Genomic DNA, 20,923 nt, shown 5'->3' with positions numbered 1-20,923 from the left:
GGAGACGGCCCGGAAAGATAGGTAACGCCAACACAAAGCGAAGCGGCAGACTGATGTCTGCCGCTTCTTTTTGCGTTCTGCGGGGCAGTGTAAAATACTCTATGCAGTACCTACCGCAGAGGGTACCATCCAAATTGCCATGGAGGAGCTGCCGATTACCATCCACGGCGCCCGGGTGCTGGTGATCGGTTACGGCCGGGTAGGCCGCATAACGGCTCAGAGGTTCCAGGCTCTGGGGGCCAAGGTGAGTGTGGCTGCCCGGAAATATGCCGATCTGGCCTGGGCAGAGAGCCTAGGTCTGGGCGTGGAACAGACAGGCCGCCTTCTGGGCTGGCTGTGTAGCTACGACCTGGTTATTAACACTGTGCCCGCCCGGGTGCTGGGAGAAGCAGAGCTGGGGGACCTGAAACCGGGCTGTCTGATCATTGATCTTGCCTCAAAGCCCGGGGGGGCGGAGGAAGCATTTGGATAAAAGCTGACATAGAGACAGAGATACTCCGATAGAATGGCAGTGGGCCTGAAATGCGGGCCTGAAAGGAGGCACCTGATTTGAAACGGGCGGAGACCTATCCTGTGACCTGCCGCTATACAGAAGGAGGACCTACCCTGGAACAGTTGCTGACAGCCCTGGCACAGGAGAGAAGGGAGGCAGGGCGGCTTGACAGAGCCCAAGGTGGGGCTATACCTCCGTCTCTCCCGTGAGGACGAAGAGGGAGAGGAGTCCCAGAGCATCGCCAGCCAGCGGGAGTATCTCCGGCAGTACGCGGCAGCCCGCGGCTGGACCGTGGCGGCCATCTACGCCGATGACGGCTGTACGGGTACCAATTTCAACCGGCCGGAATTCCGGCGTCTGCTGGAGGACGTAGAGAGCGGGAAAATTAATACCGTACTGACCAAGGACCTGTCCCGGCTGGGCAGGGACCAGATCGGCACCATGTACTACTATCAGATCTACTTTCCCCAGCGTAAGGTGCGGTATATCGCTGTCAGCGAAGGCATTGATACCGGCGCAGGGGGCGCCGTGGAGCTGATGCTCCCCTTTCTGGCTGCCGCCAACGACTTTTACACCGCCGATATCTCCCGCAAGGTGCGCACGGCACTGGAGGTGCGGAAAAAAAGCGGCCGCTTCATTGGCGCACAGCCGCCTATTGGGTACCGGAAGGACCCGGACGCGCCGGGGCATTTGATCCCAGATCCGGAGACCAGCCCGGTGATTGCCCTGCTGTTTCGGACCTTCCTGTCCTGCGGCTCTGTCAACGGCACAGCCAGGATGCTGACCGCCAGGGGTATTCCTACCCCATCCCAGCATAAAAAAGGGCCCCAGAGCCGCTTCCCGGGGCTGTGGAGCGGCACTATGGTACGGCGTATCCTGACCAACCCCACCTATGCGGGACACCTGACCCAGAATCGGGTAAGGAAAGTGGGATACAAAGTGGAAAAACGGGTGGCGCTGCCCAGGGAGGACTGGATTGTGGTGCCGAACACCCACCAGCCCCTGGTGAGCCAGCAGGTTTTTGAACGGACGCAGGCGCTGCTGGCTGTGCGGAGTTATACGCCTCGGGCCGGGAGCGGACATCTGCTGACCGGGCTGGCCTTCTGCGCCGACTGCGGCTCTCCCATGTCCTATGTCAGAGGGAGAGGCAAAACCTGCTACATGGTCTGCCAGGGCAGCCGGAGAGGAGGATGCAGCTCCTCCCACTGCGTGCGGGAGGACGCCGTTATCGAGACCATCCGCCGCCGGCTGGCAGCACTGGCGGCGGGGATAAGCCTTCCGGCAAAGCCGCCGCAGGCCCAATTTCCCCAGGCGGAAGAGAGAAAACCCATGGTCCGCTGGACAGATACGGTAGGGCGGCTGTATCGGGACCGCTCTGCGGGACTGCTGACGGAAAAGGAGTTCTGCGCCCTGCTGGAGGAAGCCCGCCGGGCCAGGACAGCGGCGGAGCAAGCCAGAGATCAGGCTGGGGCTGCCTGCGAGGCAGCCCTGCGGGCGGAGCGGCTGGAGCGGCTGGACCGGGATACCCTGATTGCGCTGGTGGAGCGGGTGGCGGTACGCTGGGACAAGGCGCTGGAGGTACGGTTCCGTTTTCGAAAACCGGAGGCAGAGTGAGGGAGCCTCTTGTATTCCTGGCGAATTTCAGGTAAAATTTAAAACGTACGGCCACCCCCCAGGGGGCGCACCGCCGCATGCGGGAGCTGCTGGGCGGAATACAGATGAGAGGATGAATTCCCATGCAAAACGAGACTTTTATCGAACAGGTGCTGCCCGCCCAGAAGCGGATTGCCCTCATTGCCCACGACAATATGAAGCCGGAGATAATTGACTGGTGCCAGAAGAACAGGGAGGTTCTGAACCGCCACTTTCTGTGCGGCACGGGTACTACGGCCCGCATGATTGCCGACCGCACCGGATTGCCGGTCTACGGCTATAACAGCGGCCCGCTGGGCGGCGACCAGCAGGTGGGCGCCCAGATTGTGGAGGGAAAAATCGACCTGGTCATCTTCTTCTCCGATCCCCTCACCGCCCAGCCCCACGACCCTGATGTAAAGGCCCTGCTGCGCATCGCCCAGGTGTATGACATTCCCATTGCCAACAACCGGGCCACCGCCGACTTCCTCATCAGTTCGCCTCTGATGAACACCACCTACACCCACTATGTCACCGACTTCAAGCAGGCGGTGTCCAGGCGTGCGTCGACTCTGTAAGGGCGGCATCTGACAAAAGAGAGAGGTAACTATGGAGCAGGCAGCAATTCGGCTCAAGCGTGGGGAAGGCCGGTCCTTCAAGGCGGGCGGCCCATGGATTTACGACAACGAAATTGGGGAGATTACCCCCGGCTTTGAAAACGGCGGAATCGTCCGCATTGAGGATTATAACGGCTATGTGCTGGGCTGGGGGTTCCTCAACACTGCGTCCACCATTGCGGTGCGGGTTCTGTCCCGGAAGGCGGACGCGGTGATTGACGAGGCCTTTCTGGAGGCGAGAGTGCGGGCAGCCTGGCAGTACCGGAAGGACACGGTGGAAACCGACAGCTGCCGGGTGATCTTCGGAGAGGCGGACTTCCTCCCCGGCCTGGTGGTGGACAAATTCTCCGACGTGCTGGTGGTGGAGTCCCTGGCGCTGGGCATTGACCGGCTGAAGGACACCATTCTCAAGGCCCTGGTCAAGGTGATGGCAGAGGACGGGATTACCGTCCGGGGCATCTATGAGCGCAGTGACGCCAAGGTGCGGCTGAAAGAGGGCATGGAACGGGTGAAGGGCTTTTTGTCCACACCCTTTGACACAAAAGTGGAAATCCTGGAGAACGGCGTGCGTTATCTGGTGGACGTGGAGGAGGGCCAGAAGACCGGCTATTTCCTGGATCAGAAGTACAACCGCAGGGCCATTCAGCCACTGTGCCGGGACAAGCGGGTGCTGGACTGCTTCACTCACACCGGCGCCTTTGCCCTCAACGCCGCTGTGGCCGGAGCCCGGGAGGTTATCGGCGTAGATGCGTCGGAGACCGGCGTGCGCCAGGCAGAGGAGAACGCCCGGCTCAACGGCGCGGAGGATCGGGTAAAGTTCCTCTGCCGGGACGTGTTTGACCTGCTGCCTGAGATGGACCGGGCAGGAGAGAAGTTCGATGTGGTTATCCTGGACCCGCCGGCCTTCACCAAGTCCCGGAATTCGGTGAAAAAGGCGGTGCGGGGCTACCGGGAGATCAATCTCCGGGGTATCCGGCTGGTAAAGAACGGGGGCTATCTGGCTACCTGCTCCTGTTCCCACTTTATGACGCCGGAGCTCTTCACCCGCACCATCGCCCAGGCGGCCCGGGACGCCCGACGCCGCCTGCGCCAGGTGGAGTACCGAACTCAGTCCGCCGACCACCCTATCCTGTGGGGGGCGGACGAGTCCTATTATCTGAAGTTCTACATCTTTCAGGTCTGCGACGACATGTGAATACAGAGCAAGGCGGGTTCCCGTTAAAAGTGGGAGCCCGCCGTTTTTGTGCCCTTGGTTGTGCAACCGGCAACGCCGCAGGGGTGGATTTTGAGGCAGCCGCCCGGCTGGGGGTGCGGGTCATCTGGGCACTGTCTCTGCCGGGTAAGACGGCGCCTGTGACCGCCGGAGAGAGCATCAAAAATACCATCTACAACATGTTGAGCGAGTTAGGAGTGTGAGCATGAAAGACTGGAAGGTAGGCTTTGCCTTTTGCGGCTCCTTTTGTACATATGACAAAGCCATGGCGGCCCTGGAGGAGGTCCGCCGGCGGTGGCCGGACGTGACGCCTATTATCTCTGAGCGGAGCGCCGCCACAGACACCCGCTTCGGCAATGCCCATGACTTTATGCGGGAGATGCAGCGCATCTGTGACAGACGACCCATCGACTCCATTCGGGCCGCCGAGCCCATCGGACCTCAAAAGCTGCTGGATGTGCTGGTTATCTGCCCCTGTACGGGCAACACCCTGGCAAAGCTGGCCGCCGGCGTAACCGACTCCTCGGTGACCATGGCGGCCAAGGCCCACCTGCGCAACGGGCGGCCCCTGGTCATCGCCGTGGCCACCAACGACGGTCTGGCCGCCAGCGCCAAAAACATCGGCGCGCTGATGGACAAGAAGAACATATACTTTGTCCCCTTCCGCCAGGACGACCCGGCGGGCAAACCCACTTCCCTGGTAGCGGATTTTGGACGGATTCCCGAGACAGTGGAGGCGGCCATGGCGGGCAGGCAGATTCAGCCGGTGCTGCTGGGCAGCGTCTAAATAGCCGGAAAAACGCAGACAACCCGCGCCGGCACCGGCGCGGGTTGTTCGTGCAAAGGAAGGAAAGAGGGATACATGAAATGAAGAAGATGCTGTCTCTTGCTGATTCTTATGGTACGGAAAAATTGTAAACAAAGAAAACAGAAAGTATTACAAAAGAATTAAATCATGATGCCATAGAGAAAAAAGCGGAGCGCCTGTCAGCAGACAGGCGCTCCGTGCTGTCAGTCCAGGGGAACTGTGGACGCAATGGGAATGCCCTCCGGAGGGGTGTTGCCGTCTCCGTCCGGCGTGGAGGAGGGAGAGGCCGACGGAGACTCAGAGGGCGTCGCCGACTCAGACGGCGACGGCGAGGGCGTGACGCTCTCCGAGGGGGAAGGCGAGGGAGAGGGGGTCACGGACTGAGAGGGGGACGGCGACGGGGAAGGCGTGGTGCTCGTCGAAGGAGAGGGCGAGGGCGTCACCGGCGTCAGATTCCGCAGGCCGGTGGCGGGGTCAATGCCCAGGGCGGCGGCGTCGGCCGGATTGTAAAAGTAGTAGGCGTTGCGGACAGAGAAGGTATCGGTGTGGATGACAGTGTCGCTGATCACATTGCCGTCCGCGTCTCGCAGACGCTGGTGGACCTCCACCTTCTTGCCGGTGTAGCCGGTGCGGGTGGAGTCCCGCTGGGGCTGGCTGCCCTGGGGAACCGAACTGCTGGGCTCATAGTAGGTCTCATAGGGAATGGTGGACAACAGGACAGAATAGGGATCGCCGTAGATGCCGGTGGTGTTGGTGCCGTAGATGGTCACGTTGCACCAGCGGGTGCCGTTGCTGTCCTTGGTCAGGGTAGTGACAATCTTGATGGGGTAGTCGGTGTTGTTTTTAAACTTGAAGTCATAGGAGTTGCTGTATACGGTGGCGTCCATGCCGGAGGGCAGGTAGCCCACGTCATACTTGTGCTTGGTGCGCTCCACGGTCTCCAGGTTGGCCTTCAAGGTGGTGTAGTAGATGGTGGAGGAGAGCTGGCACACGCCGCCGGCCCAGGTGTCCTGGGTGGTGTTGCTGACGTAGGCGCCGGCCTTCAGGTAGCCGCCCGCCTGGGAGTAGGGCTCACACAGCTCATTGTAGGAGAACACCTCGCCGGGCAGCAGGATGGTGCCGTTAACCCGCTCACAGGCGGTCTCCACATTGTGCCAGCGGTTGGAGGGGCCGGCTGTCTTGGTGCTGCTCTGGCCCAGAATGTCCTTGAACAGGCTCTCCTCCAGCTTGGCGGTGGTCATCTCGGGTTCGGTCAGGGTGAGGGGCACCTCACACTCCTGGCCCTCCTCAGTGCGCTCCAGCAGGGCCTGAGCGGTGGGAATGCCGAAGCTGACGCCGGTAACAGAGGGGACAATTTCGCTGGTTTCCTTGTCCAGATAGGCGTCCACCGGCTCCTTGTACACCTCGCGGTAGATGGCCTCAAAGTCCAGCGCTTCAGGGGGCGTGACATGGGGGGCGACCTCAATGGAGGTGCGGCCGGTGAGCAGGCTGTCGATAACCAGATCCCGGAAATCAGCCCCATTGACGCTCAGGCCGGAGATACCCTTGTGGATGATGAGCGTGGTATCCGTCACCTCATAGGTGCTCTCGGTGAGGGTGGAGTCCAGCGCCTGGGTCAGCTCCCCGGGCAGGTCGGAGAGCAGCTGCTCCAGCTCTGCAGAGGGCTGGGGCTGGGCATCAATGGCATAGCCGCCGCCGAAGATGGCCTTCAGCCAGGCAATGCCGCCGCCCAGGAAGCCCTGCTCACGGCCGTGGGACCAGGCGTCCGCAGCCAGGGCAGACACATCCAGCTGGAACAGAGGAGTATCCGAGGTGATTTCCCTGCTGAGCTCGGGATACTCACTGCTGGTCAGCTGGAAGGAGGCGGGGTACCAGCCCTCGGATTCCCCGCTGATGGTCTGGGCGGCCTGCTCCCGGGTCATGCCGGACAGGTCCAGGGTGTGTTCAGCCACTGTCAGAGTGGTGTTGGGAAGAATCTTCCCTGCGGACACCCAGGCGCACAGGGCCAGATAGGCTGCGGCCAGCAGAACCAGGAGGACGGCGACAACAACGGCCGCAACCTTACCGCCGCCGGATTTCCCTTTTTTTGGTATAACACGCTTGCCATTCGCGCTCTTTTCCATAATAATCACTCCAATATCCCGCAGAATCTACGAAATCAGTATACATTATAGGACCCGGTGCCAGGGAAAGCAATTACAGAACGGTTACACATTTAAAAAGCCATACCGGAAGGCAGACGGAAAAGACAGAATGGGAGAACTGCCCCTCTTTACAAGAAAGTGCTTTCGTTGTATCATATCTCCATCCATGTCTATACTGTCGAGCGGACGGCCGCCGCTCCGGGACGACGGGTTCCGGCCTGGCCATTGTATCATATTTTGACAGGCAATGGACAAAAGAAGCAATAAATTTTAAAGATTTTAAAGAAAAAATCAATCTATTTTTTCCGCAGATATGATATTATATAATCCAACAGGAACCGGCGGCGCAGCCTGCCGGAGCGGGATATAGGAGGCGCTATCCATGGCGTACAGCTACAATAACAACAGCGGCGGCAACAACGGGGATTTGTTTTCCTGGATTGTGGTGGTGGCCGCGCTGGTGATCTTCTGGCCGGTGGGGCTGGTGCTGCTCTTCATGAAGCTGACAGGCCGCTCCTTCAGCAGCGGGCGGAACAACCGCAATTCGTACGGCTCAAGCGCCACTGGTCCCTACCGCCCCTCGGGCAGCCAGACCGGCGGCTCTGGAGCGGGCTACAAGTATGAGTACCGCTATCAGGGCCAGCAGCCCACCCAGCCGGGGATGCAGGGTGTGAATGACCGCCCCCGGGACAAGAAGGGCCGGTTCATGCCTAAGCGGCGGCCTGTGGACCTGAACAAGGGCAAGGGCATGATGATTTGGGGCGCCATTCTGGCCATCTTCGGCGGATTCATCTCCTTTGTGGAGTTTTTTGACACCATGGGCATGGGCTTTATCTACATGCTCCAGAGCATCGGTTTTCCGTTGGGGCTGCTGGGCGCGGGCCTGGTGCTGCTGGTATGCGGCACCCAGCGGAACAAGAAGGCCAAGCGCTTCCGCAAGTACTTAGCCCTTATCGGCAAGCGGGAGAGCATTTCCATCGGCTCCCTGGCCCAGGCCATGCCGGTGTCCTACCACACCGCCTGTGACGACATCCAGGAGATGCTGGACGAGGGGTATATCCCCACCGGCTATCTGGATATGGCCAGCGGCCGCCTGATCCTCTCCGACGAAGGCCTCCAGGAGGAGCCTGAGCCTGAGGAGGAAGAGGAGCAGCCCGCCCCGCCGGAGGATGACAACGCCATTCTCCAGGAGATCCGGCAGGTGAACGACGCCATTGAGGACCCGGTGATGAGCGAAAAGATCGACCGTATTGGGGAGATTACCGGTAAGATTCTGGACTACCAGAAGAAGAATCCCAACAAGGACAGCCAGCTGCGCAGCTTCCTCAATTACTACCTGCCCACCACCCTGAAAATTCTCAAGGCCTATGCCCAGATGGAGGCCCAGGGGATTGAGGGGGAGAACATCTCTGCCGCCAAGGAGCGGATTGAGGGGATGATGGATAAGGTGGTGGAGGGCTTTGAGAAGCAGCTCGACAAGCTCTTCCAGGACGACGCCATGGACATTACCACCGATGTGGAGGTTCTGGAGCGGATGCTGGACAAGGACGGTCTCTCCGGCAAGGGAGACAGCTTCCAGATGGGAGTATGACAGATACCAGATAAAAAGCCCGTGAGACGGCCTGTACGCCGCCTCACGGGCTTTTTTCTGCCTTTAGGGGAAAAACCACGGTCAGGGCAGCACAACGCCGTATAAGTCCATCACGTCGTGAAGGCCCTCCTCAATCTCCTGACGGGAAAAGTTGCCCGCCTCCAGCGCCTGGTCGGAGAGAAGATTGAGACGGAAGTAGAAGTCCACCGCAACCTCCAGCAGGGAGGAGTCATCCCCGTCCAGGGCGGAGAACAGCAGGTCCTCTCCGTCGGCAATACGGCCCTCTCGCAGCAGGGCGTTGAGCGCGGCGTGGAGGCTGTCAGCAGCGGTCAGGACCTCCTGACCGCCATGGGGTTCATACTCTGCGGTGTCTTTCTGAAACATAATTTTGGCAATGGCCAGAGTCAGGGTCTCAATCTGGCGCATCATCCAGTCCTGAGTCAGCATAGCAAGGGCTCCTCTCCGGAGAATTATCCCAATAGGGGGACTTTTATAAAACGTTTGTTCGATTAACATAAGACAAGAGGGTTGACGTTGGGGGCGCAAGCGTGGTAAGATAAGCAGGAACTAGAACATAAGTTCTATTCACCCCGGGGAAAACAGACAGAAAAGGGGGAAGGCAGAACAAGAAAAAAATAAAGGTCGCGCCTTGCAACTGGAACCGCTGTGGAAACACCGGCTGCTGCGGAACGGTCAGGAGACCGATGGATTCTGTCACAGCGCATTCAGCCCGGAGAAGAAAATTTTTATCAGTTTACCATACCTGCGTGAAAAAGTAAATTTCCAATTCACAGAGATGAGACAGCGAAGGGGAAAGATGCCGGTTGCGGCGCACCGCCGGGAGCATGACCAAACCGAAGTCAGACAGGGCAGGGGCAGTTTGGTAATGAACTTGCTCTGAGTTTAACAAAAAATCAGAGCAAGCGATATAGCGCTTGCTCTGAAGTGGTGGAGGAGGGTGGATTCGAACCACCGAAGCGAGACGCAACAGATTTACAGTCTGCCCCCTTTGGCCACTCGGGAACTCCTCCATATGAAGTTTTGGAGCTGGTGGACGGACTCGAACCCCCGACCTGCTGATTACAAATCAGCTGCTCTACCAACTGAGCTACACCAGCGTTTTCAGCTCTCAGCTCGTCCACAACGTTGCTTATTATATCAGGTGAATGGAGGGTTGTCAACAGGAAAAACAAAAAAATTATAAAAATTTTGAAAGGGCGTCAGAAGGCGTCCCAGAGACGGGAGAGGGAACACGAACAGGAGGATTTTTACCAATCCGCTGCGGGATATGCAGCGGGAACCGGCGGCGGCCTGGTGCCGGATATGCCGGAATGAAATTTATGCCTGGGAGCTGGCGGAGGGAGAGAACCTGTGCCCCCAGTGCCGGGCGGAGAAAAATCGAGAGGGAATGGAGCGAAGCAAAGAGATTCATGACGTTACTGGAGATGTCAGTGGAATATCGGGCCCAGGCCCGGGTCCTGCGGCGGCGGATCGGCGAACTGGAGCTGCGCCGTGAAAATGAGCCGGACGCGACGGAGCGGCTGGTTTTGGAGGACCGCATCAGAATGCTGGAGACAATGTGGCGGGAGGCCAGGGATCTGGCAGTCGTCACGGAGCGATATTACGACAGGGGGTATTGGCGCAATGTCAAATACGCGATATAAGAGGGGCGGAGCCTACGCGGCAGATATGGCGGCTTATGCCAGGACTATGGCGGAGGACAACCGGGAGCAGCGTTCCCGGCTGCGGCGGAACCTGATCCGGGCCCTCCAGGAGGACGTGACCCCCCATCAGCGGCAGGCTCTGCTGCTCTACTATGCCGAGGGCCTCAATATGCGGGAGATTGGAGAGCGGCTGGGGGTGGACAAGTCCACCATCTCCCGTACCATCAAGCGGGGAGAGCGGCGCCTGCGCCGCTGCCTGCGGTACGGGGCAGAGAGCCTGCTCAACGCCGAAGAGGAGAACTGAGACAGCGAGCATGGCCGCGCCTTTGGGCGCGGCCATGCTGCGTTTTCAGCGGCTATAAAAAATTTTGGGCTTCCCTATTGACAGGAACTGTTATCTGTGTCTATACTGAATATGCTGAGTATACACAGTAAAACGAGGTGCACCGAATGGATATTATCATCAGCAATGCCGGCGGGGTGCCCATCTACGACCAGATTACCCGGCAGATCAAGGGCCTGATTCTGCGGGGCGAGCTGAAGGAGGGGGAGGCCCTCCCCTCCATGCGGCTGCTGGCCAGAGAGCTGCGCATTTCCGTCATCACCACGAAACGAGCTTATGAAGAGCTGGAGCGGGAGGGATTTATCACCACGGTTCCGGGGAAGGGGTGCTTTGTGGCGCCCCAGGACCCGGCGCTGGCCCGGGAGGAGACCCTTCGCCGGGTGGAGGAGCACCTGACCAGGGCTGTGGACGCCGCCAAGGTGGGCGGCGTCACCCTGGCGGAGATGACCGACACCCTCAACATCCTGTATGGAGACGATTAATATGGAAAACGCCATTGAAATCCGCCATCTCACCAAAGACTACGGCAGCTTCAAGCTGGATGACGTGACCTTCGACGTGCCCATGGGCACGGTAGTGGGCCTCATCGGGGAGAACGGCGCGGGAAAATCCACCACCATCAAATGTATCCTCAACCTCATCCGCCGGGACGGCGGAGAGATTGTGCTTCTGGGCCGGGACAATATTGCCGGCGAGCGGGAGGCCAAGGAGGAGATTGGGGTGGTGCTGGACGAGTCCACCTTCCACGATACCCTGCGATCCCTTGACGTGGGGAAAATCCTCCGAAAGATTTATAAGAACTGGGACCAGCGCTTTTTTGAGCAGCTGCTGAAAAAGTTCGACCTGCCTGGGAAAAAGCTCCTGAAGGATTACTCCCGGGGCATGAAAATGAAGCTGTCCATCGCCGCCGCCCTGGCCGCCAGGCCCCGGCTGCTCATTCTGGACGAGGCCACCGGCGGCCTGGATCCGGTGGTGCGGGACGAGATTCTGGACCAGTTTCTGGACTTTGTCCAGGACGAGGACCACGCCATCCTCATCTCCAGCCATATTACCAGCGACCTTGAGAAGGCGGCGGACTACGTGGTCTACCTCCACAAGGGCAGAGTGGTCCTTCAGGGGGCCAAGGACGAGCTGCTGGAGGAATATGGCCGCCTGGTGTGCGGCCAGGCCGACCTGGGCAGGGTGGACCCGGCCTTTTTGGTGGGGGTGCGGGAGAGCCAGTTCAGCTGTGAGGCCCTGGTGCGGGACCGGGAGAAGTTTGTCCGGCTCTACCCGGAGCTGACCGTGGACCGGGTGACCCTGGACGAGATTATGGTCTTTACCGCAAAGGGGGATGTTGTGTCATGATGGGAATGGTCTATAAGGATGTTCTGGTGCTGCGCAAGCAGCTGGGGTACTACGGCATTTTTTTCCTGGTGTATACGTTCCTGACTGTGACAGATGTGATGCCGCCGGCTATCATGTACGCCATGACCGTGCTCATCGGCATGATGTTGCCCATGTCCACCTTCGCCTACGATGACCTGGCCCGGTGGAACAAGTACGCCGCCGCCACCCCGGCCGGACGGCGTGGGATTGTGGCCGGGAAGTATGTATTCTCCCTGCTTGCCGTACTGGCGGCAGCAGTGCTCACCGCTCTGCTGCTGACCGCTGTGGTGGTGCTGAAACCGGAGCTGGGCCCCTTGGATGAGGGCCTAATCGGCCTGCTGATCTGCGTGCTGATTACCATGGTTATCGACGCTGTGATGCTCCCCGTGCTGGTCAAGTTCGGCGCGGAGAAGAGCCGGCTCATCAGCATTGTCCTCTTTGTGGTCATCTTCGGCGGCGCCATGCTGCTGGGCCAGCTGGCCGGGGCGCTGGAGGGCATTGTGATCCCCGGTTGGTTCCTTACGGCCCTGCCCGGCCTGCTGGTGCTGCTGGCTGTTGGAGGCTATATCATCTCTTACTTCATCTCCCGGGGAATTTTTGAGAAGAAGGAGCTGTAACGCGCCGCTTCACTTGCGGCTTCTTCCCGCCCTGTGGTAAACTGAGAGAAGAAAAGAGGAAGGAGCGTGGGGACCATGACCGCACAGGAAGCCGTTCAGGAGCTGTTAAATATACTGCACGCCCCGTTCTCTCGCCGCCCTGGACTATGCCATCCGGGCCATCCAGGAGAAGGAAGAGCGGGAGAAGCAAGAGAAGAAGTGAGCCCGTGTCCGGCAAAAATCCCGCCTCATCCATGGATGAGGCGGGATTTTTCATATGCCGGTTCAGGCGGCCTGGCGCTTCTTCATGAAGAGCAGAAAGCCCAGCATCAGCGCAATGCCCACAGGCAGGGCGATGATGCCCGGGATGCCGTTGGCGGCCAGCAGTCCGGCCAGCAGGTAGGAGATGCCCGCTATGGCCGCGCAGGAGATGGCATAGGGCAATTGGGTCGATACGTGGTTGACATGGTCGCACTGGGCGCCAGCGGAGGCCATGATGGTGGTGTCGGAGATGGGGGAGCAGTGGTCGCCGCAGACAGCGCCGGCCATGCAGGCGGAGATGCAGATGATGGCCAGAGGGTCGTCCATGGAGAACACATTCTGCACAATGGGGATCAGAATGCCGAAGGTGCCCCAGCTGGTGCCGGTGGCGAAGGCCAGCAGGCAGCCGATGACGAATACGATGACGGGCAGGAACATCTGCAGGTGCTCGGCGCTGCGGACAAAGTCGCGGACAAAGTACTTGGCGCCCAGGGAGTCGGTCATGCCCTTCAGGCTCCAGGCAAAGGTGAGAATGAGAATGGCGGGCACCATGGCCTTAAAGCCCTCGGGAATGCAGCCCATCATATCGCTGAAGGACATGGCGCGGCGGGCAGCGTAGTAGAGCAGGGTGAAGAGCAGGCCGAAGGCGGAGCCCAGCATCAGGCCCACGGAGGCGTCAGAGTTGGAGAAGGCGTCAACAAAGCTGGCGCCGGAGAAGAAGCCGCCGGAGTAGATCATGCCGATGACGCAGCATGCCACCAGCACCAGAATGGGCAGCACCAGGTCGATGACCTTGCCCTTCCCCTCTTCGATGTCGTCGTCCAGCATGGCGTAGGGGTTGGAGCCGGAGAACAGGTCGCCCTTCTCAATGGCGTTCTTCTCAAACCGGGCCATGGGGCCGAAGTCCACATTGATCAGCACCAGTCCCAGCATCATCACGATGGTGAACAGGGCGTAGAAATTGTAAGGGATAGCGCGGATGAACAGGTTCAGCCCCTGCCCCTCCTCGGCAAAGCTGGCCACTGCGGCGGCCCAGGAGGAGATGGGGGCGATGATACAGACAGGGGCGGCAGTGGCGTCGATGATGTAGGCCAGCTTCGCCCGGGAGACCTGGTGCTTGTCGGTAATGGGCCGCATAACGGAGCCCACAGTCAGGCAGTTGAAGTAGTCGTCGATGAAGATGAGGCAGCCCAGAACAATGGAGGCCAGCTGGGCGCCGGCACGGGTTTTGATGTTCTTCTTGGCCCAGCGGCCGAAGGCGGCGGAGGCGCCGGCCTTGTTCATCAGGGCGACCATGGTGCCCAGGATGACCAGGAAGATGAGGATGCCCACGTTGTAGCTGTCGGACAGGACGGATACAATGCCGCCGCTGAACACATGGGTCAGGGTGCCCTCAAAGGAGAAGTTGGAGTAGAGCAGGCCGCCCACCAGGATGCCGATGAACAGGGAGGAGTAGACCTCCTTGGTGATCAGGGCCAGGGCAATGGCGATGACCGGGGGCAGCAGGGACCAAATGGTATTGAAGTAGTTGCTGGGTGACTGGACATAGCCGGTGCCGCCGCAGGTCTCGCAGGTGACGGCTTCTCCGGTGTCGGAGAGGACCACGCCCAGGGTGCCGCAGTCCGTGCACTCAATCATCTTGGTGCCGGTCTCGTCGGTGGGGTCGCCGGCGGCGAAGGCGGTGGTCGTCAGGGCGAAGAGCAGCATCAGCAGCAGAGCCGCCCGGGCGAGCCAGGTTCTTCTTGTTCTCATCTTTTTCCCTCCAAAATATTTTCCGGGGCACACACGCCCCATGTGGCGCCAAAGAAAAAAGCCATGGACGCTTACAGAAGCGCCCATGGCAAAACCGAGGTTCCCCGCCGGTGAAAAAGCGGAGAACCTCAGGATAGCGCTCCACATGCCGTGACAGTCCGCACGGTATTCCCGTACGGTCCAGACCGCGCCGCCCAGGCAGGCGAAGCGACCTTCGGCGGTGTGCCCTCTCCCCGCGGGACGGCTGCCTGGCCTTGTCCCGGGGTACGCATGCGTACCGCGCCTCTATCCTCTTTACTATTAAAGAAGCGTAAGTATCCTATCATGGGTTCCAGGGATTGTCAAGGATGAATCCGCTTTTTCTGCGGCGGGAGTTTGTGCGATATGCCGATTTTTCAAATGCGTCTTTACATTAGTGATTTATCATGGTAGTATACTAAAGCAAGAAGGCGAAACACCGGCGCCTGACCGAAGGAGGAACTATCATGAAGCTGAAAAAATGGCTGGCCCTTGCTCTGGCGCTGGCGACCGCAGCAACCCTGACCGCATGCTCCAACACCACCGGTGGAGACACCGGAACACCCGGCTCCGCGGCGCCCAGCGGCTCCCAGGCTGCGGCGGAGAGCGATACACAGTATGTAAAGGACAAGGGCACGCTGGTGGTGGGCATCACCTACTTTGAGCCTATGGACTACAAGGCCGAAGGCAGCGACGAGTGGATCGGCTTTGACGCCGACATGGCCAAGGCCTTTGCCGCGAGCCTGGGCGTGAAGGTGGAGTTCAGCGAGATTACCTGGGACTATAAGGTGGAGGAGCTGGAATCCAAGGCCATTGACGTGGTTTGGAACGGCATGACCCTCACTGACGAGGTCACCTCTTCCATGGCTACTTCCAACCCCTACTGCACCAACTATCAGGTGCTGGTCTATCCCGCCGAAAAGGCCGCGGACTTTGAGAACCTGACCTCTCTGGAGGGCCTGAGCGTGGCTGTGGAGTCCGGCTCCGCCGGTGAGGACGCGGCTGAGGCACTGGGCGCCTCCACTGTGCCCGTCCAGTCCCAGGCCAACACACTGATGGAGGTATCTGCCGGTACCTCTGACGCCGCGGTCATCGACGTGCTCATGGCCGCAGCCATGATTGGCGAAGGCACCAGCTATGCCGACCTGGCGTACAGCGTGAACCTGAACGAGGCCCAGGGCCTGGACGCCGAGGAGTATGGCGTGGGCTTCCGCAAGGGCTCCGACCTGGTGGACGCCTTCAATGAGTTCTGGGACGCCGCCGAGGCCGACGGCACCGCCCTGGAGACGGCCACTACCTATGGCCTTGAGGATGCCGTTATTCTTGACTGAATGGCTGAACCCTATTTATAATTGCAAAGGCAGAGGGCGCGCTCCGCTCTCTGCCTTTGCCCGGCTTTTTCCCCAGTACACCCCATCTCCATACAGAGAGGACGATACCATGTTCTGGACCACCCCTGAATTCCCCGTTGTGGTAAAAGCCCTGAATGAGGGCTTCCTGGTGACCCTTCAGCTCTTCTTTGTTACCATCATCGGCGCTGTGCCCCTGGGACTCATTATCTCCTTCGGCTCCATGAGCCGCTGGGCGCCCCTGCGGCGGCCCGTCCGCTGGGCGCTGGCCCGGAAGGGAAGAAAGCCGGGCCGGGTGGCAAAGGCGCTCTCCGCCTTCCGGCCCATCAGCCTTATCTGCCGTCTGGTGGTGTGGGCCATCCGGGGCACCCCGCTGATTCTCCAGATCATCGCCCTCTTCTATGTCCCCGGCATGCTGGACCTGTTCACCTGGGGCGGCGGTGAGAGTTCCCGCTTTGCGGCGGTGGCTGTGGCCTTTATCATCAATTACGCCTGCTATTTTTCCGAGATCTACCGTGGCGGTATCCAGAGCGTGCCGGTGGGCCAGCAGGAGGCGGGCCAGGTGCTGGGCATGACCAGGACTCAGATCTTCTTCAAAGTCACCCTGCTCCAGATGATCAAGCGCATCGTGCCCCCCATGTCCAACGAGATTATTACCCTGGTGAAGGACACCTCCCTGGCCCGTGCCATCTCCCTCAAGGAGGTCATCTGGGTGGCGGAGTCCTTCATGAAGGGCAATCAGGGCATCTCCGGCCTGCTGTGGCCGCTGTTCTTTGTGGCTGTGTACTATCTGGTGTTCAGCGGCGTGGTGACGCTGCTGCTGGGCCGGCTGGAGAAGAAGCTGGCCTATTTCCAGTGAGAGGAGGGGACCAAAATGGCGATTCTGGAAGTACATAATATTGAAAAGCACTTTGGCCCCACCCGGGTGCTGGAGGACATCAGCTTTGCGCTGGAGAAGGGCCAGGCCCTGGCCATCATCGGCTCTTCGGGCAGCGGCAAGACCACTCTGCTGCGGTGCCTGAACTTTTTGGAGACCCCGGACAAGGGGCGCATCGTGGTGGGCGGGGAGACCCTCTTTGACGCGGAAGGCCCAAACAGCCGCAAGGAGCAGGACATCCGCCGCAAGCGGCTCCACTTTGGGCTGGTGTTCCAGTCCTTCAACCTGTTTCCCCAGTATACAGCCCTCCAGAACGTAACTCTGGCCAGCCAGCTGCTGGCCAAGGAGCGGCCCGACTTCAAGCAGAACAAAAAGCAGATTTTCGCCCAGATTGAGGAGGAGGGCCGGGAGCTGCTGGAGCGGATGGGCCTGGCCAACCGGGCCGGACACTATCCCAGCCAGCTCTCCGGCGGCCAGCAGCAGCGGGTGGCCATCGCCCGTGCCCTGGCCCTCAAGCCGGATATCCTCTGCTTTGACGAGCCTACCTCCGCCCTGGACCCGGAGCTGACCGGCGAGGTGCTCAAGGTCATCCGTGGCCTGGCCGACCAGCACACCACCATGATCATCGTCACCCACGAGATGGCCTTTGCCCGGGACGTGGCGGATCAGGTGATGTTTATGGACCGGGGCCTCATCGTGGAGCAGGGGCCTGCCCGTCAGGTCATCGAGAATCCCCGGGAGGAGCGGACCAGACAGTTTTTGGCCCGTTATCACTAATAGCATAAAAAATGGCGCTCTCCCCACGGGAGAGCGCCATTTTGATTTGATTAGAAATCCGCGTTGCCCACAGTACGGGGGTGGGGCAGGACGTCGCGGATGTTGCCGATACCGGTGAGGTACATGACCATCCGCTCGAAGCCCAGGCCGAAGCCGGCGTGCTTGCAGCCGCCGTAGCGCCGCAGGTCCAGGTACCACCAGTAGTCCTCGGGGTTCATGCCCAGCTCCTTGATGCGGGCCTCCAGCACGTCCAGCCGCTCCTCCCGCTGGGAGCCGCCGATGATCTCGCCGATGCCGGGCACCAGGCAGTCGGCAGCGGCCACGGTCTTGCCGTCGTCGTTGAGGCGCATGTAGAAGGCCTTGATCTCACGGGGATAGTCGGTGACAAAGACGGGCTTCTTGAAGATCTGCTCGGTGAGGTAGCGCTCGTGCTCGGTCTGCAGGTCGCAGCCCCACTCCACCTTGTAGTCAAACTTGTCGTTGTTCTGCTTGAGCAGCTCCACCGCCTCGGTGTAGGTCACCCGGCCGAAGTCGGAGGAAGCCACGTGCTCCAGCCGCTCCTTCAGGCCCTTGTCCACGAAGGAGTTGAAGAAGTTCATCTCGTCGGGGCACTTTTCCATCACGGTATTGATGATGTGCTTGATCATGGCCTCGGCCACGTCCATGTCGCCGGCCAGATCGCAGAAGGCCATCTCGGGCTCGATCATCCAGAACTCGGCGGCGTGGCGGGTGGTGTTGGACTTCTCAGCCCGGAAGGTGGGGCCGAAGGTGTACACATTACCGAAGGCCATGGCGAAGTTCTCGGCGTTGAGCTGGCCGGACACGGTCAGGTTGGCGCTCTTGCCGAAGAAGTCCTGGCTGTAATCCACGGTGCCGTCGTCCTTCTTGGGCAGATTCTCCATGTCCAGGGTGGTGACCCGGAACATCTCACCGGCGCCCTCGCAGTCGCTGGCAGTGATGATGGGGGTGTGGACATACACGAAACCCCGGTCCTGGAAGAAGGTATGGATGGCGTGAGCCGCCACGCTCCGCACCCGGAAGGCGGCGGAGAACAGGTTGGTGCGGGGCCGCAGGTGCTGGATGGTGCGCAGATACTCCACGCTGTGGCGCTTCTTCTGCAGGGGGTAGTCGGGGGTGGAGGGGCCCTCCACAGCGATGGTGTCGGCCTTCACCTCCAGGGGCTGCTTGGCCTCGGGGGTGAGAACCACAGTGCCGGTGACGATGAGGGCGGCGCCCACGTTCTGGCCGGCAATCTCCTTGTAGTTGCCCAGCACATTGGCGTCCATGACGATCTGAAGGTTACGGAAGCAGGAGCCGTCGTTGAGCTCGATGAAGCCGAAGGTCTTCATGTCCCGGATGGTGCGGGCCCAGCCGCAGACGGTGACCGTCTGCCCGCCGAACTGCTCCTGGTCGGCGAAAATCTGAGAAATGGTCGTGCGTTCCAAAGCGAATCCTCCTCGATTCTTTGCAGTTGCCATTAAGTATAGCCTTTTTCCACCGAATTTGCAACCACTCCGGGCAGATTGGCGGAGAAAAAAGCCGCCCCAGACGGGAAAGTCCGGGACGGCCTGCACTCAGATTGGATTGGGGCGGGTTATACGCCGTGAAATGGCCCAGACCGCCCAGGCGGCCAGGCATCCCAGCGCCGGGGCCACGCACCACCAGCCCGCCAGGAACCACGCCATGGCGTACCACTCGGCGGAGGCCACAAACCACAGTCCGGGGAGGACCAGCAGGACGGCGGGCAGGAGAATACGCCACTTTAGCTTGGCCGTCCGGCACAGGAGCAGCTCCAGGAAGAACATAGGGATGAAGTGGGCGTACAGCAGCAGAAGCTGGTGCCATGTGGGGATGTCCAGCGGGAGGTCCCAGAAGGCCGTAACCAGAACCACGGCGTAGGCGGCGAAGGTGATCAGGGTGAGGGCGAGCAGGACAGCATTTCCTTTTCCGTTGATGCGTACCATAACAACACCTCATTTCTAAAGCTGTTCAGTACATGGGGATGAAGAAGAGCCAGGGGGCGGTGACCACGGCCATGGTCAGGGCGATGATGCGTTTCTCTCTGATGGTGAGCAGCTCACACCTGCTCATGGCTTTTTTATCAAAGAAGTAGATGCACACGCCCGCCAGGGCCACGCCGACAAGAGTCCAGAGGAAGGCGGCGGGATGGGCGAATGGGTTGTGCATGATGTGTCCCACCGAGGACTCCCACCAGCTGCCAAAGGGAACGGTGAGAAGCCATCCCAGCAGCATCCACGCCGCGCCCACCGCGTCGGCGGCAAAGCCCAGCAGCCAGAACTTCCACCATAATTTCTTCATCACGCCGCCCTTGCCCTGGTGCTTCAGGGCCAGCAGGGTGAGGAAGAGCACCAGACAGTCGATGATGAGATTGCCCGGGATGACAATAAGCCACACCTGAGGAAAAATCACCAGCATCCAGATGGGGAGAATTACGTTGTAGAGCCTGTGTTCCCGTTTCATTTTTTTATCCTCCTCTCTTTGGCGGCGCGGTACAGGGCGCCGGCGGCGTTGCCCAGAAGCGCGGCGCACAGGGCGATGGGGATCATCACCCCGTCAGCCACGTTGGAGACCAGCCTGGCCAGCAGGACGAAGCAGAGGGTCAGCAGGGCGCACATCACGGAGTACAGGGGGCAGAAGCCCTGCCGCCTGCCCAGAAACAGCCCGGAGAAGAAGCCGCCCACCGGCAATATGAGCATGGCGTAGATGGCGGTGAAGATGGGCGTGGGGGAGTCCAGGGTGAGCCGCACCGCCATGGGAAGCACCAGACACATGAGGGCGGCGAAGGGGAGATAGGGCAGGCTTTCACGCCATTTCAGGGGAGAGGGGCCGGGGGAGAGCCCCAGCTTCTGCCGGATGGCGGCTATCTCCACATACCACCCCACCCAGCGGCCCAGCCAGATGAGCAGGTAGACCGCCGCCAGCAGCCCCAGATAGAGGACAACGGGCCAGAACTCTCCCCAGTTCCATCCGCACAGTACCACCAGCAGCGTGAGTGCGGCGGCAGTGGCGGCGAAGTGGGCCAGGGAGCGGAGCACCAGGGTGGCGCCGTCGTCGGCAAAGGGCAGGGTGGACACTCCCACCACCGCCCCCATCAGGAAGTAGAGCCCCAGCTGAATGGCAAAGGCCAGGGGGGCGGAGCCGGTCAGATACGCCAGGTCATAGCTCACCAGCCGGAAGGGGGTGTGGTTCCCCATGGCGATGAGGCCGCCGCTCACCAGGTCGTTGAAGACGCCGCCCAGGGGGATAAGGACGGCAATGCCCACCAGTCCGCCCAGAAGAATGCGGATCATCCACTGTTTCTGTCTGTCCGTCATAGCGATTCCCTCCTATTACAATAAATTTGGACAGGAAAGCCGGGCAGCCAGTCCGGCTTTCTTTCCATCTCGTGCCTAAGCTACA

The 20,923-nt window shown here is 60.3% G+C and carries 21 protein-coding genes, 2 tRNA genes, 1 pseudogene and 1 riboswitch; of the genes and pseudogenes, 15 read left to right on the top strand and 9 right to left on the bottom strand.

Annotation, left to right across the window (positions count from 1 at the left end):
- Positions 1 to 139: 139 nt before the first annotated feature.
- The 6 genes and pseudogenes from Q0K06_RS10440 (at position 140) to Q0K06_RS10415 (ending at position 4,742) form a co-directional block, all read left to right on the top strand.
- Positions 140 to 472 carry an NAD(P)-dependent oxidoreductase gene (locus Q0K06_RS10440; RefSeq protein WP_294552042.1) on the top strand — a complete coding sequence of 111 codons (333 nt, stop codon included), beginning with the start codon at positions 140 to 142 and terminating at the stop codon, positions 470 to 472.
- Positions 473 to 658: 186 nt separating this feature from the next.
- Positions 659 to 2,107, top strand: a complete 1,449-nt coding sequence (locus Q0K06_RS10435; RefSeq protein WP_294552040.1) for a recombinase family protein — start codon at positions 659 to 661, stop codon at positions 2,105 to 2,107.
- 122 nt (positions 2,108 to 2,229) lie between these two features.
- The gene (locus Q0K06_RS10430) at positions 2,230 to 2,703 is read left to right on the top strand and encodes a methylglyoxal synthase (protein WP_294552038.1); all 474 of its coding nucleotides are present in this window, start codon (positions 2,230 to 2,232) and stop codon (positions 2,701 to 2,703) included.
- A gap of 31 nt (positions 2,704 to 2,734) precedes the next feature.
- On the top strand, positions 2,735 to 3,937 hold the full coding sequence (locus Q0K06_RS10425; RefSeq protein WP_294552036.1) for a class I SAM-dependent rRNA methyltransferase: 1,203 nt from the start codon (positions 2,735 to 2,737) through the stop codon (positions 3,935 to 3,937).
- An 80-nt stretch (positions 3,938 to 4,017) separates the two neighbouring features.
- A pseudogene (locus Q0K06_RS10420) lies at positions 4,018 to 4,158 on the top strand (dipicolinate synthase); the annotation flags it as partial.
- A 2-nt stretch (positions 4,159 to 4,160) separates the two neighbouring features.
- Entirely contained in the window at positions 4,161 to 4,742 is a 582-nt protein-coding gene (locus Q0K06_RS10415; protein WP_294552034.1) for a dipicolinate synthase subunit B, read from the top strand.
- A 224-nt stretch (positions 4,743 to 4,966) separates the two neighbouring features.
- Here the strand turns inward: Q0K06_RS10415 and Q0K06_RS10410 are convergent, their stop codons facing one another.
- Entirely contained in the window at positions 4,967 to 6,886 is a 1,920-nt protein-coding gene (locus tag Q0K06_RS10410; protein ID WP_294552031.1) for a VanW family protein, read from the bottom strand.
- A gap of 403 nt (positions 6,887 to 7,289) precedes the next feature.
- Here Q0K06_RS10410 and Q0K06_RS10405 point away from each other — a divergent pair, with 403 nt between their 5' ends.
- Positions 7,290 to 8,498, top strand: coding sequence for a 5-bromo-4-chloroindolyl phosphate hydrolysis family protein (locus Q0K06_RS10405; RefSeq protein ID WP_294552028.1), 1,209 nt, complete (start codon positions 7,290 to 7,292; stop codon positions 8,496 to 8,498).
- Between the two features lie 81 nt (positions 8,499 to 8,579).
- Here the strand turns inward: Q0K06_RS10405 and Q0K06_RS10400 are convergent, their stop codons facing one another.
- From Q0K06_RS10400 to Q0K06_RS10390, 3 genes are all read right to left on the bottom strand, one after another.
- Positions 8,580 to 8,945, bottom strand: a complete 366-nt coding sequence (locus Q0K06_RS10400; protein ID WP_294552025.1) for a DUF6483 family protein — start codon at positions 8,943 to 8,945, stop codon at positions 8,580 to 8,582.
- 499 nt (positions 8,946 to 9,444) lie between these two features.
- Positions 9,445 to 9,529: transfer RNA gene (locus Q0K06_RS10395), tRNA-Tyr, on the bottom strand.
- An 11-nt stretch (positions 9,530 to 9,540) separates the two neighbouring features.
- A tRNA-Thr gene (locus tag Q0K06_RS10390) sits at positions 9,541 to 9,616 on the bottom strand.
- 312 nt (positions 9,617 to 9,928) lie between these two features.
- Between Q0K06_RS10390 and Q0K06_RS10385 the strand changes: the two genes are divergently transcribed.
- The 5 genes from Q0K06_RS10385 to Q0K06_RS10365 all read left to right on the top strand — a co-directional run bounded on the left by Q0K06_RS10385 (position 9,929) and on the right by Q0K06_RS10365 (position 12,490).
- Positions 9,929 to 10,162, top strand: coding sequence for a hypothetical protein (locus tag Q0K06_RS10385; protein ID WP_294552022.1), 234 nt, complete (start codon positions 9,929 to 9,931; stop codon positions 10,160 to 10,162).
- Positions 10,143 to 10,466 (top strand): sigma-70 family RNA polymerase sigma factor, encoded by a 324-nt coding sequence (locus tag Q0K06_RS10380; RefSeq protein ID WP_294552019.1) that lies wholly within the window; start codon positions 10,143 to 10,145, stop codon positions 10,464 to 10,466. Before Q0K06_RS10385 ends, Q0K06_RS10380 begins: the two co-directional genes overlap by 20 nt.
- A 146-nt stretch (positions 10,467 to 10,612) precedes the next feature.
- Entirely contained in the window at positions 10,613 to 10,987 is a 375-nt protein-coding gene (locus Q0K06_RS10375) for a GntR family transcriptional regulator (protein WP_294552016.1), read from the top strand.
- Position 10,988: 1 nt separating this feature from the next.
- Complete coding sequence (locus Q0K06_RS10370) at positions 10,989 to 11,852, top strand: ABC transporter ATP-binding protein (RefSeq protein WP_294552014.1); 864 nt, start codon at positions 10,989 to 10,991, stop codon at positions 11,850 to 11,852.
- Positions 11,849 to 12,490, top strand: a complete 642-nt coding sequence (locus Q0K06_RS10365) for an ABC-2 transporter permease (protein WP_294552011.1) — start codon at positions 11,849 to 11,851, stop codon at positions 12,488 to 12,490. The genes Q0K06_RS10370 and Q0K06_RS10365 overlap by 4 nt, the downstream gene beginning before the upstream one ends.
- A 264-nt stretch (positions 12,491 to 12,754) precedes the next feature.
- Here Q0K06_RS10365 and Q0K06_RS10360 read toward each other — a convergent pair whose 3' ends face one another.
- The gene (locus Q0K06_RS10360) at positions 12,755 to 14,482 is read right to left on the bottom strand and encodes a Na+/H+ antiporter NhaC family protein (protein WP_294552009.1); all 1,728 of its coding nucleotides are present in this window, start codon (positions 14,480 to 14,482) and stop codon (positions 12,755 to 12,757) included.
- Positions 14,483 to 14,608: 126 nt separating this feature from the next.
- Positions 14,609 to 14,778, bottom strand: a riboswitch (Lysine riboswitch).
- Positions 14,779 to 14,967: 189 nt separating this feature from the next.
- On the opposite strand from Q0K06_RS10360, the gene Q0K06_RS10355 reads away from it, so the two are divergent.
- The 3 genes from Q0K06_RS10355 to Q0K06_RS10345 all read left to right on the top strand — a co-directional run bounded on the left by Q0K06_RS10355 (position 14,968) and on the right by Q0K06_RS10345 (position 17,503).
- Positions 14,968 to 15,831 carry a transporter substrate-binding domain-containing protein gene (locus Q0K06_RS10355; protein ID WP_294552007.1) on the top strand — a complete coding sequence of 288 codons (864 nt, stop codon included), beginning with the start codon at positions 14,968 to 14,970 and terminating at the stop codon, positions 15,829 to 15,831.
- Between the two features lie 109 nt (positions 15,832 to 15,940).
- Complete coding sequence (locus Q0K06_RS10350) at positions 15,941 to 16,708, top strand: amino acid ABC transporter permease (RefSeq protein WP_294552004.1); 768 nt, start codon at positions 15,941 to 15,943, stop codon at positions 16,706 to 16,708.
- A 15-nt stretch (positions 16,709 to 16,723) separates the two neighbouring features.
- Positions 16,724 to 17,503 (top strand): amino acid ABC transporter ATP-binding protein, encoded by a 780-nt coding sequence (locus Q0K06_RS10345; RefSeq protein ID WP_294552000.1) that lies wholly within the window; start codon positions 16,724 to 16,726, stop codon positions 17,501 to 17,503.
- Positions 17,504 to 17,553: 50 nt separating this feature from the next.
- On the opposite strand, the gene asnS is transcribed toward Q0K06_RS10345, so the two are convergent.
- From asnS to Q0K06_RS10325, 4 genes are all read right to left on the bottom strand, one after another.
- Positions 17,554 to 18,948, bottom strand: a complete 1,395-nt coding sequence (gene asnS, locus Q0K06_RS10340; RefSeq protein WP_294551997.1) for an asparagine--tRNA ligase — start codon at positions 18,946 to 18,948, stop codon at positions 17,554 to 17,556.
- A 129-nt stretch (positions 18,949 to 19,077) separates the two neighbouring features.
- Positions 19,078 to 19,467 (bottom strand): hypothetical protein, encoded by a 390-nt coding sequence (locus tag Q0K06_RS10335; RefSeq protein ID WP_294551994.1) that lies wholly within the window; start codon positions 19,465 to 19,467, stop codon positions 19,078 to 19,080.
- Between the two features lie 25 nt (positions 19,468 to 19,492).
- A complete protein-coding gene (locus Q0K06_RS10330) occupies positions 19,493 to 19,984 on the bottom strand; it encodes a hypothetical protein (protein WP_294551993.1) in 492 nt (163 codons plus the stop codon).
- Positions 19,981 to 20,838, bottom strand: a complete 858-nt coding sequence (locus tag Q0K06_RS10325; RefSeq protein WP_294551990.1) for a DUF3021 family protein — start codon at positions 20,836 to 20,838, stop codon at positions 19,981 to 19,983. Before Q0K06_RS10325 ends, Q0K06_RS10330 begins: the two co-directional genes overlap by 4 nt.
- Positions 20,839 to 20,923: the final 85 nt, after the last annotated feature.

The sequence above is a fragment of the uncultured Pseudoflavonifractor sp. genome, assembly GCF_944387805.1.
Lineage (GTDB): Bacteria > Bacillota > Clostridia > Oscillospirales > Oscillospiraceae > Pseudoflavonifractor.
The sequence above is the reverse complement of the archived record's forward strand: the minus strand, read 5'-3'. Positions and strand labels throughout refer to the sequence as shown.